The sequence below is a fragment of the Streptomyces sp. B8-7 genome, from assembly GCF_058833805.1.
In genome coordinates, this window is sequence record NZ_JBYRRL010000001.1 from 1,992,895 (window position 1) to 2,005,163 (window position 12,269).

The following is a 12,269-nucleotide window of genomic DNA, read 5'->3' on the forward strand; positions in this document are numbered from 1 at the left end:
CGGCTTCGGAAGGTACGACCAATGCGGTGACCGGAATCGGTCCGGTAGTGTTTGACGGTATGAATACGGGGAGTGACGGTCCGGGCGAGGCGACGGTCATGGCGGCGGACGACACCGGGACGGACGTGGCGAAGAACGAGCGGGCGCTCGGCTCCCGGGCGCCGGACTTCATCAAGGCGCGGCGGGCTCTCCACGTGAGCTGGCAGGTCGGTGTCTTCGTGGTCGGCCTGGCGGTCGTGACGGCCGGCGTGATCATGCTGCCGCTGCCCGGTCCCGGCTGGGTGGTGATCTTCGGCGGCATGGCGATCTGGGCGACCGAGTTCGTGTGGGCCCAGCTCGTCCTGCGCTGGACCAAACGCAAGGTGACCGAGGCCGCCCAGCGGGCCCTCGACCCCAAGGTGCGCCGCCGCAACATCACCCTCACGGCCGTCGGCTTCGTGATCGTGGCCGTCCTGGTGGGCTTCTACCTCGCGAAGTTCGGTCTCGTCATGCCCTGGAAGATCGAGAACCAGTGATCACCGGCGGCCCGGACGGCCGGTCGGCACTGGTCACGGGCACCCCCTGACATGGGGTAATCTTCTTCCTGCGCCCGGGCGATTAGCTCAGTGGGAGAGCGCTTCGTTCACACCGAAGAGGTCACTGGTTCGAACCCAGTATCGCCCACCCCGGCACGGCGGCCCGTCTGCACCAGCAGACGGGCTGCCCCCGTTTTCCCCACCCCACCCCACCCCACCCCCTCTCGCCCAGGTGGGATTGGAGGATTTTGGCCGCGGGGCGGGGAAATCCCCGCGAACATTCCCGGAGAAGGTGGCCGGATTTCTCCAGAAGGGTCGCTGCCGTCATGACGGCTTTAGGCGGGGGGAGCAGCGGGGGAGTTCTGCCGAGGGGGTGTCAGGTTCCTTGCGGGGGTGGGAAATCGGCGGGCTTTTCGCCGTGGGGTGCGTTGTGCGGGCGAGGTGGCTTTCGCGGGTTCTGCGGTTCTACCGCATGCGGCCCAGGGCCTCGCGCATGCGGCGGACGTCCCTCAGACGCTGCTCGTAGGTGGCACCGAGGGCCAGCAGGAGCGCACCTGCCAGGGCGGGCGGCGCCCAGCGCGGCAGGGCGTCGGCGACCTGCACCAGATACGGCGTCAGCTCGTGCAGGGCGTCCAGGGCCAGCGCCGAGCCGCCCAGCAGCAGCGGCGCCCGCAGGTGGTGTCCGGCGCCCAGCAGCGTCACGGCCAGCGCGCCCAGGCCCAGGACCAGCGGGCGCTGCCAGTGCGGGTCCGTCCACGCCGCCGCCAGACTCGGCACCAGCGTCGCGGCCAGCCCCGGCCCGTACGCCTGCCAGGACGACACCCGCGGGTCCCGGCGCCTGCGCACCAGCCCCAGCAGCAGTGCCGGGACCGTCACCGGCAGGGTGTAGGCCTCGGGGACGGACACCTCCCAGGCCGCCAGCCGCACCCAGGTGGCCAGCACGAACAGGGCCGCCGCCGCACCGCCGACCGCGTGCCGGTCCGGACGCAGCGCCACACCCGTGGCGATCACACCGCACAGGGACAGCACCAGGGCCAGCACCGGCCCGTCTGCGGCCGCGAGCCCCACGGCGACCAGCGCGCAGACCGCGCCCGACACCTCCAGCGCCGCCCGGACCGGACCCTCCGCCCGGACCGGACCCCGCGTGCGCGCCGTGCAGCCGGCCACCGCCGCGGGCACCAGCAGCACCAGCAGGGCCGTGTGGGCCGGCGTCCAGCCGAGCCAGGCGCCCACCGCGCAGGCCAGCGCGGTCGCATGGCCGGTCGCGGCAACCGCCGGGAGCAGCCGCCGGGCCAGGGCCGCGCACACCACCGTCAGCAGCGCGAGCACCAGCACCGTGGCCGTCTGCGCGGCCAGCGACAGCAGGGCCAGCACCACCGACGTCACCAGGCCCAGCACGGTCGGCACGAGCCGGCGCACGAGCAGCAGGGCGACCCCGAGGACCCCCGGCAGCACCAGGCCCGCCGCATACGGCAGCTCCAGCGTGGCGGGCAGCACCAGCACCGCCGCCCAGCCCAGACCCAGCGCCGTGTCCCGGGCCCACACCCGCCGTGCGGCGTCCCGCGCCGCCACCGCGGCCACCGCGGCGAGCGCGCACAGCACCACCGGCACCAGCACCGCGTCCGGCGGCCAGGGCACATCCGCCGTCACCGCCTGCCGCGCGTCCCGCGGCGCCCCCGACCACACACGGCCGAGCCGGCTCACCGGCCCCAGCAGCGCCACCGCCACCGCCGGCAGCGTCCACACCACCGCCAGTCCCTGCACGCCGAGCGACGCGCGGACCGCCCCGGAGCGCACCGCCTCCGGCGCACGCGACAGCCGCACCACCGCCAACAGCGCCAGACCCAGGGCCAGATGAACCGGTACGGCCCACATCGCCGGCAGCACCGCGCGCGGCACCGAGCCCAGCGCGGCCACCGTGAGCAGCCCCGCCGCCACTCCCGCCGCCACGGCGAGCGTCCGGTGCGCCGAACGCCAGGCGACGCCCAGGGCCGTCGCCGCGGCCAGCAGCAGCAGCGCCGCCGCGCGCGCGGCCGGACCCGCGGTGTGCGCCGACGCCGACAGCCAGGCCGCCGCCAGCACACCCGATCCGCCCAGCACGCATGCCGCGGACACCGTGACCACACGCGCCGGGCCCGCGGCCGGCCGGAGCGCGGCCGCCGTGTCGCAGCCCGCGGTCACCAGCAGCGCGGCCGACACGCCGTACGGGCCCGCGCCGGCCGCCACCGCGCCCAGCAGCAGCGGAAGTTGGGCGGCGACCAGTGCCGCCGGGGCGGGAAGCCGCAGCGCCCGCCCGGCCAGGCGGCCGGCCGCCTGGCCGTAGCCGGCCCACAGTGCGGCCAGGACGGCCGACGCGAGGGCCGCGTACCCGGTGCCGTCCGTGTCCGCGAGAGCCACCCGGTGCAGCGCGTACGCGTCCAGCGCGGTCAGCGCCAGGGCCACGCCCGCCAGCGACTCGGCGGTCGCGGCCAGGCCGCGCCGGAGCAGCGGCAGCGGCGCCGCGAGCGCCGCCGCGGTCACCACACCCAGCACCAGCGCCCGCCCCCCGATGCCCAGGCTGCCCCAGCTCACCACGGTGAACGCGGTCGCGGCGACGGCCAGCAGCACACCACCCAGCGACAGCAGCACGTTCTGCACGCCCGGCCCGGAGGTCTCCGGACGCGGCGAGGAGACCGGCTGCGGGCGTGTGGAAGGAGGCTGGGACACCAGCCAGGCGCGGCGGACCAGCAGCTGCGTCCGGCGGGCGTCCAGCCGGCGGAGTTCGGCGTCCACGAGCCGCAACTCCTCGGACGGGGGCGGGATGTGCGTCATGCCGGTGAGTGTGGCCGCCGTCACCGCGGCCGGCATGAGTGCGCGTACTCAGACCGCGTACTCAGTGCGCGACCACGCCCCCGTACGCGCCGCCCCCGTACGCGCCGCCCCCGTACGCGCCGCCCCGTACGCGCCGCCCCGTACGCGGGCGTGGTCGCGCACCAGCCCGGGGAGCGGCCGGGTGCGCGGGGGGTGACAGGCTTCCGCGGCCCGGCGGACGGCCCGAGCGGGCACACTGCGCTCATGGACTGGAACCGCTACCGCTTCCGGTGCCGGTGGTACCTGCCCGCGCCGCCGGCCGCCGTCTACACCGCCCTGGAGCACGCCGAGGACTACCCCCGCTGGTGGCCGCAGGTCCGCGCGGTGGAACGCCTCGACGACATCACGGGCGTCGTCACGGTCCGCTCCCTGCTGCCCTACGGCCTGACGTTCACCGTGCGGGAGGTCCGCCGCGACCCGGCCGCGGGGGTGCTTCAGGTCGCCATGAGCGGGGACCTGGAGGGCTGGGCCCGCTGGACCGTCACCGCGCACGGCACCGGCAGCCTCGCCCGCTACGAGCAGGAGGTCGAGGTCGCCAAGCCGCTGCTGCGCGCGCTCGCCGTGCCCGGACGCCCCTTCTTCCGGGCCAACCACGCGATGATGATGCGGGCCGGGCGGCGCGCCCTGCGGGCCCGTCTCCGAGCGGTTTGAAGGAAGCCCGCCGGGGCCTGTATGGTTCAGTGCGTTCCCGGGCGATTAGCTCAGTGGGAGAGCGCTTCGTTCACACCGAAGAGGTCACTGGTTCGAACCCAGTATCGCCCACCGGGACAGGCCGGTCCGCCAGCGCGGGCCGGCCTTCCGCATGCAACGGCCCGTACCGGGACCGCGGTGACGCGCCGGCCCCCGCCGGCCGCCCTCACGCCGCGGCCGGCAGCTCCGGACGCAGCGGCCACGCCGGATCCACCTCCTCCTCGCTGCCGCTGCGCGCGAACCACGCCTGCAGACCCCGCGCCTGTGCCGCGTGCCACACCGCCTGCAGCGTGTGCAGCTCGGCGGCGGAGAGCCGCTCCAGCCGCGCGGCGAACCGGCGCCCGACCGCCCGCACCACCTCCAGCGCCGCCACGGCGTCCGCCGCCGCGTCATGGGCGCCGTCCAGGTCCACCCCGTACTGCGCGCACAGGTCGGTCAGTGTGCGCCGGCCCTTGCGATAGCGGTCCAGATGCTTGTCCAGCACCCTCGGGTCCAGCACCAGCAGCGGCGCCGACTCGAACCAGCGGCTCAGCGGCGACGCACGGTGCCGGCGCAGCTCGCGGTCCAGCAGGGTCAGGTCGAACGGCGCGTTCATCACCACCAGCGGCCGCCCCACCGCCGCCTGCTCGTGCAGGGCCGTGGCTATCTCGTACATCACCGGAGCGGGCCAGCGGCCGTTGCACCGCAGGTGGTCCTCCGTCAGTCCGTGCACGTCCGTAGCCGCCTGCGGCACCGGCACCCCCGGGTTCACCAGCCAGCGGGTCACCCGCGGCCGTGCGCCCGGCCCGTCCTGGACGACGAGCGCGGCCGACACGATCCGGTCGCTCTCGACGTCCACTCCCGTTGTCTCCGTGTCGAAGGCCGCCAGCGGGCTCTCGTACCAGGTCTTCATCGCCCCACAACTCCTCGTTCACCGACGGCAGCTGACGTACCGTCTTCTGCCTGTTTGGTGATACCCGGGCTGTTTGCGCACTACGCCGCGAGGAGACAACAGGAGTACGGGTCCCTGCAGTTCAGCGACCCGGCACGGGGAACGCATCGAGCCTGGAAAGGCTGTGGGACATGGCGACAGCGCAGCCCGAGCGGGGCGGGCTGCTTCCCGGACGTACGGGCCCCCAGCGCGGCACTCTCGCCACCACCGCCTGTATGGAGACCCTTCAGGTGGGCTACCTGCACGCCGTCGCGGCCGCCGCCGGCTGCTCCCTGTCCCAGCCGTTCCCGGACAACGGCATCGACTGGCACGTCAGCCACAGCGCCCCCGGGCACACGGTCGACGACGAGGTCACCATCAAGGTGCAGCTGAAGGCGACGTACCAGACCGCACCGCCCGCCCCCGTCCCCCGGCCGGTCCCGCCCGTGCCGCAGGAGGCCGCGCCCGCGCCCCGCCGGGCGGGACACCGCTTCTCCTTCACCCTCGACAACGAGCACCTCAGGAAGCTCGCCCGCACCCCGGTCTCGGTGCACAAGATCCTCGTCGTGATGCTCGTCCCCCGCTCGCAGGACGACTGGCTGCGGGCCGGCCACGACCGCCTCGACCTGCGGCACTGCTGCTACTGGATCAACCTCGCCGGTCACCCCGTCACCGGCCGGCACCGCACCACCGTGCGCATCCCCACCGCACGGATCTTCGACGACCGGGCCCTGTGCGAGATCATGACGCGGGTCGGGACGGGAGGCAGGCCATGACCCACCGCCCCTACGACGAGCCCCTCCGGCCGGTGCGCCCGCACCCCGAGGACGCGCAGGGGAACCGTCCCCCCGAGCCCGGCGACGTCGACCCCGCCGTGCTCGGCGCCCTGCTGCTGCGGCACGGCTGGCGGCGCCGCGGCGGTGCCCCGGGCCGCTACGGGCGCTGGACCCCGCCCGGCCCGGCCGGCGCCGGCACCAGCCTCCTCGTGCCCGAGAGCCGAGCCTTCCCCGACAGCGACGACCTGCTCGGCGAAGCCCTGCTCGCCCTGTCCCGCAGCACCGCCCCCGCCGCCCGCGACGTCCTGGTCGCGCTGAGCGTGCCCAGCGACGAGGTCCACTGGTCCCGCGACATCCCGGACGGGCCCGCCGGAGCCGCCTCCTGGCCCGCGGCGGAGCAGCTGCGCGCCGCGGCCCGCCGGACGCTGCTCGCCGCCGCCCTCGCCACCCGCGCCCCCGCCGGATACCACGGGGCACGGCACCGGAGGGCCGCCGCGGCCCTGCTGGAGTCCGTGCTGGTCGGCGCCGCCGACGGGGCCGGCCGGCTGACCGCCCTCGTGCCGGCCGCAGACGGCCGCCCGCTCGCCGTCCGCCTCCACCAGGCGCTCTGCGCCGCCCGCGAGGCCGTCGACTACCGGCGCGCCACCGGCGGCATGGACGCCTTCGACGCCGCGGTCGAGGCCGGAGTCAGCCGCGAGCTCACCGAGGCCCTGATCGCCCTGGTCCGCGGCAGCGAGGGCGCCCGCGTCCAGGTCGGGTGGGCGCCCGCCGCGGGCGTCCCCGACGGCTGCGGCACCGGGCCCGTGGAGTTCTCGCCCGGCGACCTGCCGGTGCTGCGCGAGGCCGGGGTGCGCTACCTGCGCGGCGAGCCGTCGGTACCGGTACGCCTCACCGGCACCGTGGTCCGCATGCGCCGGACCGGCCCGCGCGGCGAGGGCAGCGTCCGGCTGCGCGTCCTGGCCGGCGCGGAGATCCCGCAGGTCCGCGTCACCCTCGACGAGGAGGACTACCGCATCGCCGGCCAGGCCCACCTCGTCGGGATGCCGGTGCGGGTGCAGGGCCGCCTGGAGAGCCGGGGCGGCTTCCGCCGGCTCACCGGCGCCTCGGGCGTCGTCCCCGTGCAGGTCGACGAGGCCGAGCGGGACCGGCTGATGAAGTCCCTGCAGGAGACCGCGGAGATCACGGCGTTCTTCGAGGAGGCCTGCGGAGGGGAATGATTTCGCGGAGCGGGGTGCCGGGTCGGTACGATCGCCCTCATGCGTGCGCTCCGGTACGGCGCCGCGCCCCCCTTCAGTCAGGAGAGACCGGTGTCAGACGTCCGTGTGATCATCCAACGCGATTCCGAGCGGGAAGAGCGCACGGTGACGACGGGCACCACGGCCGCCGAGCTGTTCGCCGGCGAGCGCTCGGTCGTCGCCGCGCGCGTGGGCGGCGAGCTGAAGGACCTCACCCACCCCCTCCGGGACGGCGACACCGTCGAGGGCGTCGACATCTCCTCCGAGGACGGCCTCGCCATCCTGCGCCACTCCACCGCGCACGTGATGGCGCAGGCCGTGCAGGAGCTGTTCCCCGAGGCCAAGCTCGGCATCGGCCCGCCCGTCAAGGACGGCTTCTACTACGACTTCGACGTGGACAGGCCGTTCACGCCCGAGGACCTCAAGGCCGTCGAGAAGAAGATGCAGGAGATCCAGAAGCGCGGGCAGCGCTTCTCCCGCCGCGTGGTCACCGACGAGGCGGCCCGCGAGGAGCTGGCCGGTGAGCCCTACAAGCTGGAGCTGATCGGCCTGAAGGGCGCCGCCTCCTCGGACGACGGCGCGGACGTCGAGGTCGGCTCCGGCGAGCTGACGATCTACGACAACCTGGACGCCAGGACCGGAGAACTGTGCTGGAAGGACCTCTGCCGCGGTCCCCACCTGCCCTCCACCCGGCTCATCCCCGCGTTCAAGCTGATGCGCAACGCGGCCGCCTACTGGCGCGGCAGCGAGAAGAACCCGATGCTCCAGCGCATCTACGGCACCGCCTGGCCGTCCAAGGACGAACTCAAGGCCCACCTGGAGTTCCTCGCCGAGGCCGAGAAGCGCGACCACCGCAAGCTGGGCAGCGAGCTCGACCTGTTCTCCGTCCCGGAGCAGATCGGCTCCGGCCTGGCCGTCTTCCACCCCAGGGGCGGCATCGTCCGCCGGGTCATGGAGGACTACTCGCGCCGCCGCCACGAGGAGGAGGGCTACGAGTTCGTCTACACCCCGCACGCGACGAAGGGCAAGCTCTTCGAGACGTCCGGGCACCTGGACTGGTACGCCGAGGGCATGTACCCGCCCATGCAGCTCGACGAGGGCGTGGACTACTACCTCAAGCCCATGAACTGCCCGATGCACAACCTGATCTTCGACGCGCGCGGGCGTTCCTACCGTGAACTGCCGCTGCGCCTGTTCGAGTTCGGCACCGTGTACCGGTACGAGAAGTCGGGCGTCGTGCACGGCCTGACCCGGGCCCGCGGCTTCACCCAGGACGACGCGCACATCTACTGCACCCGCGAGCAGATGTCGGAGGAGCTCGACAAGACGCTCACCTTCGTCCTCGGCCTGCTCCGCGACTACGGCCTCACCGACTTCTACCTGGAGCTGTCCACCAAGGACCCGGAGAAGTTCGTCGGCTCCGACGAGGCCTGGGAGGAGGCGACCGAGACCCTGCGCCAGGTCGCCGAGAAGCAGGGCCTGCCGCTCGTGCCCGACCCGGGCGGCGCCGCCTTCTACGGTCCGAAGATCTCCGTGCAGACCAAGGACGCCATCGGCCGGACCTGGCAGATGTCGACGATCCAGCTCGACTTCAACCTGCCCGAGCGCTTCGACCTGGAGTACACCGCCGCCGACGGCGCCAAGCAGCGCCCCGTCATGATCCACCGCGCGCTGTTCGGCTCCATCGAGCGGTTCTTCGCGGTGCTCCTGGAGCACTACGCGGGCGCCTTCCCGGCGTGGCTGGCGCCGGTCCAGGCGGTCGGCATCCCGATCGGCGACGCGCACGTGGAGTACCTGCAGAGGTTCGCCGCGGCCGCGAAGCGCAGGGGCCTGCGCGTCGAGGTGGACTCCTCCTCGGACCGCATGCAGAAGAAGATCCGGAACGCCCAGAAGCAGAAGACCCCCTTCATGGTCATCGCGGGCGACGAGGACATGTCGAACGGCTCGGTGTCCTTCCGCTACCGCGACGGCTCCCAGGAGAACGGGATCCCGTTCGACGAGGCGATCGAGAAGATCGCCAAGGTGGTCGAGGAGCGGACGCAGATCTGATCCGGCGGGTGACGGCCCCCGGCGCGGCTCAGCCGCCCGCCGGGGGCCGTTCCTCGTCGTCCTCCCGGGAGAACACCTGGATCAGCCACGACGAGAACGAGCCGGTCACCGCCCCCAGCAGGGCGAGACCGCAGGCCATCATGCCCACGGCGATCACCCGGCCCGTCGCGGTGACCGGGCTGATGTCGCCGTAGCCGACCGTGGACAGCGTGGCGCAGGTCCACCAGAGCGCGTCCCCGAACGTGGTCATGTTCGCGCCGGGCGCGCCGCGCTCCTGCTGGAAGACGGCGAGCGCACCGGCGAAGCCCAGCAGCGCGGTGGAGATCCCGGCGTAGACGATCACCCGCCCGTACAGCGGCAGCCGGGGCTTTCCGTGCCGCCGCTGGACCGTCTCGTACATCCGGACGATCCGCACCGGGCGCAGCAGCGGGAGCAGCACCACCAGGGTGTCGAGCCAGTGCCTCCGGACGAAGCGGTGCCCCAGCCCGCTCAGCCGCCACCGCACCGCGTAGTCCGCCACGAACAGCGACCATGCGGCCAGTGTCACGGCCAGCGTCAGGTCGTGCCAGACCGGGGGAAGGCCGGGAGCGAGGACATGGACCGCGTAGGCGGCGAGGAACACCCAGGACGCCACGGCGAGCGGCACCTCGGCGCGCCGCTCCCAGCGTTCCTCGGGGCTGGAGTCGTCCACCGGTCCAGCTTGGCCCCAACCTGACCAGGTATGGCCCGGCGACACGCCCCGAACGGGCGAAGCCATATGCTGCATGGCATGACGAGTGAGCCGGAGCAGCAGATCGGAGTGGGCACGCAGGACGCGTTCCAGCGCCTGTGGACGCCTCACCGGATGGCGTACATCCAGGGCGAGAACAAGCCGACCGGTCCCGGGGCCGGCGACGGCTGCCCCTTCTGCTCGCTGCCGGCCAAGTCCGACGAGGACGGGCTGATCGTCCGACGGGGCGAGCACGTGTACGCGGTGCTGAACCTCTACCCCTACAACGGCGGTCATCTGATGACCGTGCCCTACCGGCACGTCGCCGACTACACCGATCTGACCGGCCCGGAGACCGTCGAGCTGGCGGAGCTGACCAAGCAGGCGATGCGCGCGCTACGCGCCGGGTCCGGGGCGCACGGCTTCAACATCGGGATGAACCAGGGCACGGTGGCGGGCGCCGGGATCGCCGCGCATCTGCACCAGCACATCGTGCCGCGCTGGGGCGGGGACACCAACTTCATGCCGGTCGTCGGCCACACCAAGGTGCTGCCGCAGCTGCTCGCGGACACCCGGAAGATGCTGGCGGACGCCTGGCCCGGGTGAGCCGCCCGTCCTGGACGCACGGGGGCCCGCCGCACCGGGACGCGGGCGGCGGGGCCCCTTCGACGCGGGGCGCGGGCCGGGTTCACGCGTCGTAGAGGTCGGCCTTCCGCGGTGCGACGTCCTGCGAGTTCGCGGTGAGGGAGGCGGAGCGGCTGCCGAACTTCTCGGTGTCCACGCCGTTCTCGGCGAGCACCTTCAGGGCCGCCGAGTGCACCACCCGAAGCACCGGGGTGGCGGCGCGCAGCGCGTCGTCGGCCATGAAGCGGTGGCGCCAGGGCTGGTCGGCCCAGGCGTGCCGCAGACCGAAGGGCTCGGGCAGCGCGATGGAGCCGCCGAGCCAGTTCAGCAGCGGCGGGTACCAGGTCAGCGGGGCGCGCACGGCGAGCCGTACCACCTCGTTGGTGGTGACCAGGGGGAGGCTCACGGTGCGGGTCTCCCACGGTTTGAAGGACTTGGTGACCTGCTTGCTGGGCGCCGACGGCTTGGTCGTGAACAGCGGGTTCACCGGGCCCAGGGCGTGGCCGGTGACCTCGATGCGCAAGGTGGCGTGCAGCACGGTGACGGTGATCAGCATGGTGATGACCAGCTGGCCGTCCCACAGGGTCCACTGCACGCCCAGGTAGTGGCGGTCGCCGGCCCCGAACTGCTGCTTGTTGCAGATCTCCTGTATGGCGTGCGGCTTGACCTGGTAGGCCTCCACGTCGGTGCCGTCGGGGCGGGAGACGGCCTTGGCGTTCTCCCCGACGGGGCTGACGATCCAGTGGCGTATGGAGGGGGTGGGGAAGCCCCCGGTGTTCAGCGGGCCGCGTTCCAGCATGCGCAGCTGGTCGTGGATCGCGCGGACCACGTCCCAGCTGCGGAAGGGGTGGATCTCCCGGTCGGTGTCGGCGGGCACCAGTTCCTCGGCGAGCTGCCAGGTGCCCCACCGGGTGCCCATGCCGAGGATGCCCTTGGGGCCGGCGTAGAAGACGGAGTTGGACTGCTGTTCGGCGCTGAGCCGGGCCAGGGACTGGCGCAGCTCCTCCGCGGCGGTCTCGCCGGGGTTGCTCGGTACGGCCTCGGGGACCTTGGCGCCCACGCTGCCGCCGGACAGCAGGCCGTCCCAGCGTTCGCGCAGGTCGCGCGCGGTCGACTCGCAGATCCTGCGGGCCACGAACCAGCCCGCCACCGGCATGATCACGGCCGCCCGTGCGTACCAGGCCCAGAGGCCGCTGAACGGCAGCCGGATCAGGGCGATCGCGGCGAGCGCGCCGACCGCGACGAGCACGGCGGTGGCGAGCGCGGAGGCACGCCGGTCGTCCCGCCGGTCGATGGTGGCACGCAGCTGGAACACCAGCAGCCACAGCAGGAAGCCGGGCAGGAACAGCAGCCCGCACACCACGCTGACCGCGGTGAGCCGGTTGTCGCGTTCGCGGCGGATGCGGTTGGCGGCCAGGCAGTGCTCGACCACGACCTGGGGTTCGGTGCCGAAGGACTGGATCAGCGGGCTGCGGCCGCTGCCGAGCATCCGGTCCACGACCGCACGGGAGAACGCCTCACCGAGGTTGGGCCGGAAGATCGCGGCCCAGCCGCGGCCCTCGTTGACCGTGGACTGGTGCCAGTCGTTGTCGGCCTGCTTGATCTCCTCCATGGGGCCGTCCCGGTAGGCCGCCGAGGCCAGCGCGAGGGTCGCGGTCTGGCCCGCGTCTCCGGTGCGCGGCACCTGTGGTCCGAAGAAGTCCGCATAGCCGCCGTCCACGGTCATTCCCGCCCCCAATGCCGCCATGGTCCGCCTCTGCGGCTTTCCCGACTTCCCCGCCGCGCACACCTGTTGATCAGGTCATCAGCGTATCCGCAGGCAGCGGTGGCGCGTCGGCGGACGGCCGAAGCCGTCCGGCCGGACGGCCGAAATCCCCCGCACCCGGCGGGAGTCGGGCCCCACCGTCCGAG

Annotated in this window: 10 protein-coding genes and 2 tRNA genes; 8 read left to right on the forward strand and 4 right to left on the reverse strand. The window is 73.6% G+C overall.

The window, feature by feature from the left end:
* Positions 1 to 59: 59 nt before the first annotated feature.
* Complete coding sequence (locus tag AC5K6T_RS08415) at positions 60 to 515, forward strand: TIGR02611 family protein (RefSeq protein ID WP_493207021.1); 456 nt, start codon at positions 60 to 62, stop codon at positions 513 to 515.
* A 76-nt stretch (positions 516 to 591) separates the two neighbouring features.
* A tRNA-Val gene (locus AC5K6T_RS08420) sits at positions 592 to 663 on the forward strand.
* Between the two features lie 317 nt (positions 664 to 980).
* Here the strand turns inward: AC5K6T_RS08420 and AC5K6T_RS08425 are convergent.
* On the reverse strand, positions 981 to 3,326 hold the full coding sequence (locus AC5K6T_RS08425) for an SCO7613 C-terminal domain-containing membrane protein (RefSeq protein ID WP_493207023.1): 2,346 nt from the start codon (positions 3,324 to 3,326) through the stop codon (positions 981 to 983).
* 243 nt (positions 3,327 to 3,569) lie between these two features.
* Between AC5K6T_RS08425 and AC5K6T_RS08430 the strand changes: the two genes are divergently transcribed.
* Positions 3,570 to 4,016, forward strand: a complete 447-nt coding sequence (locus AC5K6T_RS08430; RefSeq protein ID WP_493207024.1) for an SRPBCC family protein — start codon at positions 3,570 to 3,572, stop codon at positions 4,014 to 4,016.
* Positions 4,017 to 4,055: 39 nt separating this feature from the next.
* Positions 4,056 to 4,127, forward strand: a tRNA-Val gene (locus AC5K6T_RS08435).
* A 94-nt stretch (positions 4,128 to 4,221) separates the two neighbouring features.
* Here AC5K6T_RS08435 and AC5K6T_RS08440 read toward each other — a convergent pair.
* Positions 4,222 to 4,947: a 3'-5' exonuclease gene (locus tag AC5K6T_RS08440; protein WP_493207026.1), complete on the reverse strand. Its 726-nt coding sequence runs from the start codon at positions 4,945 to 4,947 to the stop codon at positions 4,222 to 4,224.
* A gap of 170 nt (positions 4,948 to 5,117) precedes the next feature.
* Between AC5K6T_RS08440 and AC5K6T_RS08445 the strand changes: the two genes are divergently transcribed.
* The 3 genes from AC5K6T_RS08445 to thrS all read left to right on the forward strand — a co-directional run bounded on the left by AC5K6T_RS08445 (position 5,118) and on the right by thrS (position 9,025).
* On the forward strand, positions 5,118 to 5,741 hold the full coding sequence (locus tag AC5K6T_RS08445) for a DUF4365 domain-containing protein (protein WP_493207028.1): 624 nt from the start codon (positions 5,118 to 5,120) through the stop codon (positions 5,739 to 5,741).
* Positions 5,738 to 6,958: a hypothetical protein gene (locus AC5K6T_RS08450; protein WP_493207029.1), complete on the forward strand. Its 1,221-nt coding sequence runs from the start codon at positions 5,738 to 5,740 to the stop codon at positions 6,956 to 6,958. Before AC5K6T_RS08445 ends, AC5K6T_RS08450 begins: the two co-directional genes overlap by 4 nt.
* A gap of 90 nt (positions 6,959 to 7,048) precedes the next feature.
* A complete protein-coding gene (gene thrS, locus AC5K6T_RS08455; protein WP_493207031.1) occupies positions 7,049 to 9,025 on the forward strand; it encodes a threonine--tRNA ligase in 1,977 nt (658 codons plus the stop codon).
* A gap of 28 nt (positions 9,026 to 9,053) precedes the next feature.
* On the opposite strand, the gene AC5K6T_RS08460 is transcribed toward thrS, so the two are convergent.
* Positions 9,054 to 9,716 carry a potassium channel family protein gene (locus AC5K6T_RS08460; RefSeq protein WP_493207032.1) on the reverse strand — a complete coding sequence of 221 codons (663 nt, stop codon included), beginning with the start codon at positions 9,714 to 9,716 and terminating at the stop codon, positions 9,054 to 9,056.
* A 66-nt stretch (positions 9,717 to 9,782) separates the two neighbouring features.
* Here AC5K6T_RS08460 and AC5K6T_RS08465 point away from each other — a divergent pair, with 66 nt between their 5' ends.
* Positions 9,783 to 10,340 (forward strand): HIT family protein, encoded by a 558-nt coding sequence (locus AC5K6T_RS08465; protein ID WP_493207034.1) that lies wholly within the window; start codon positions 9,783 to 9,785, stop codon positions 10,338 to 10,340.
* Positions 10,341 to 10,422: 82 nt separating this feature from the next.
* Here the strand turns inward: AC5K6T_RS08465 and AC5K6T_RS08470 are convergent, their stop codons facing one another.
* Complete coding sequence (locus AC5K6T_RS08470; protein WP_493207423.1) at positions 10,423 to 12,084, reverse strand: AbeC-like domain-containing protein; 1,662 nt, start codon at positions 12,082 to 12,084, stop codon at positions 10,423 to 10,425.
* Positions 12,085 to 12,269: the final 185 nt, after the last annotated feature.

Bases quoted from the DNA above. Each gene is read 5' to 3' on its own strand.
- AC5K6T_RS08415 (WP_493207021.1), top strand. From the start codon at position 60: ATGAATACGGGGAGTGACGGTCCGGGCGAGGCGACGGTCATGGCGGCG.
- AC5K6T_RS08425 (WP_493207023.1), bottom strand. From the start codon at position 3,326: ATGACGCACATCCCGCCCCCGTCCGAGGAGTTGCGGCTCGTGGACGCC.
- AC5K6T_RS08430 (WP_493207024.1), top strand. From the start codon at position 3,570: ATGGACTGGAACCGCTACCGCTTCCGGTGCCGGTGGTACCTGCCCGCG.
- AC5K6T_RS08440 (WP_493207026.1), bottom strand. From the start codon at position 4,947: ATGAAGACCTGGTACGAGAGCCCGCTGGCGGCCTTCGACACGGAGACA.
- AC5K6T_RS08445 (WP_493207028.1), top strand. From the start codon at position 5,118: ATGGCGACAGCGCAGCCCGAGCGGGGCGGGCTGCTTCCCGGACGTACG.
- AC5K6T_RS08450 (WP_493207029.1), top strand. From the start codon at position 5,738: ATGACCCACCGCCCCTACGACGAGCCCCTCCGGCCGGTGCGCCCGCAC.
- AC5K6T_RS08465 (WP_493207034.1), top strand. From the start codon at position 9,783: ATGCTGCATGGCATGACGAGTGAGCCGGAGCAGCAGATCGGAGTGGGC.
- AC5K6T_RS08470 (WP_493207423.1), bottom strand. From the start codon at position 12,084: ATGACCGTGGACGGCGGCTATGCGGACTTCTTCGGACCACAGGTGCCG.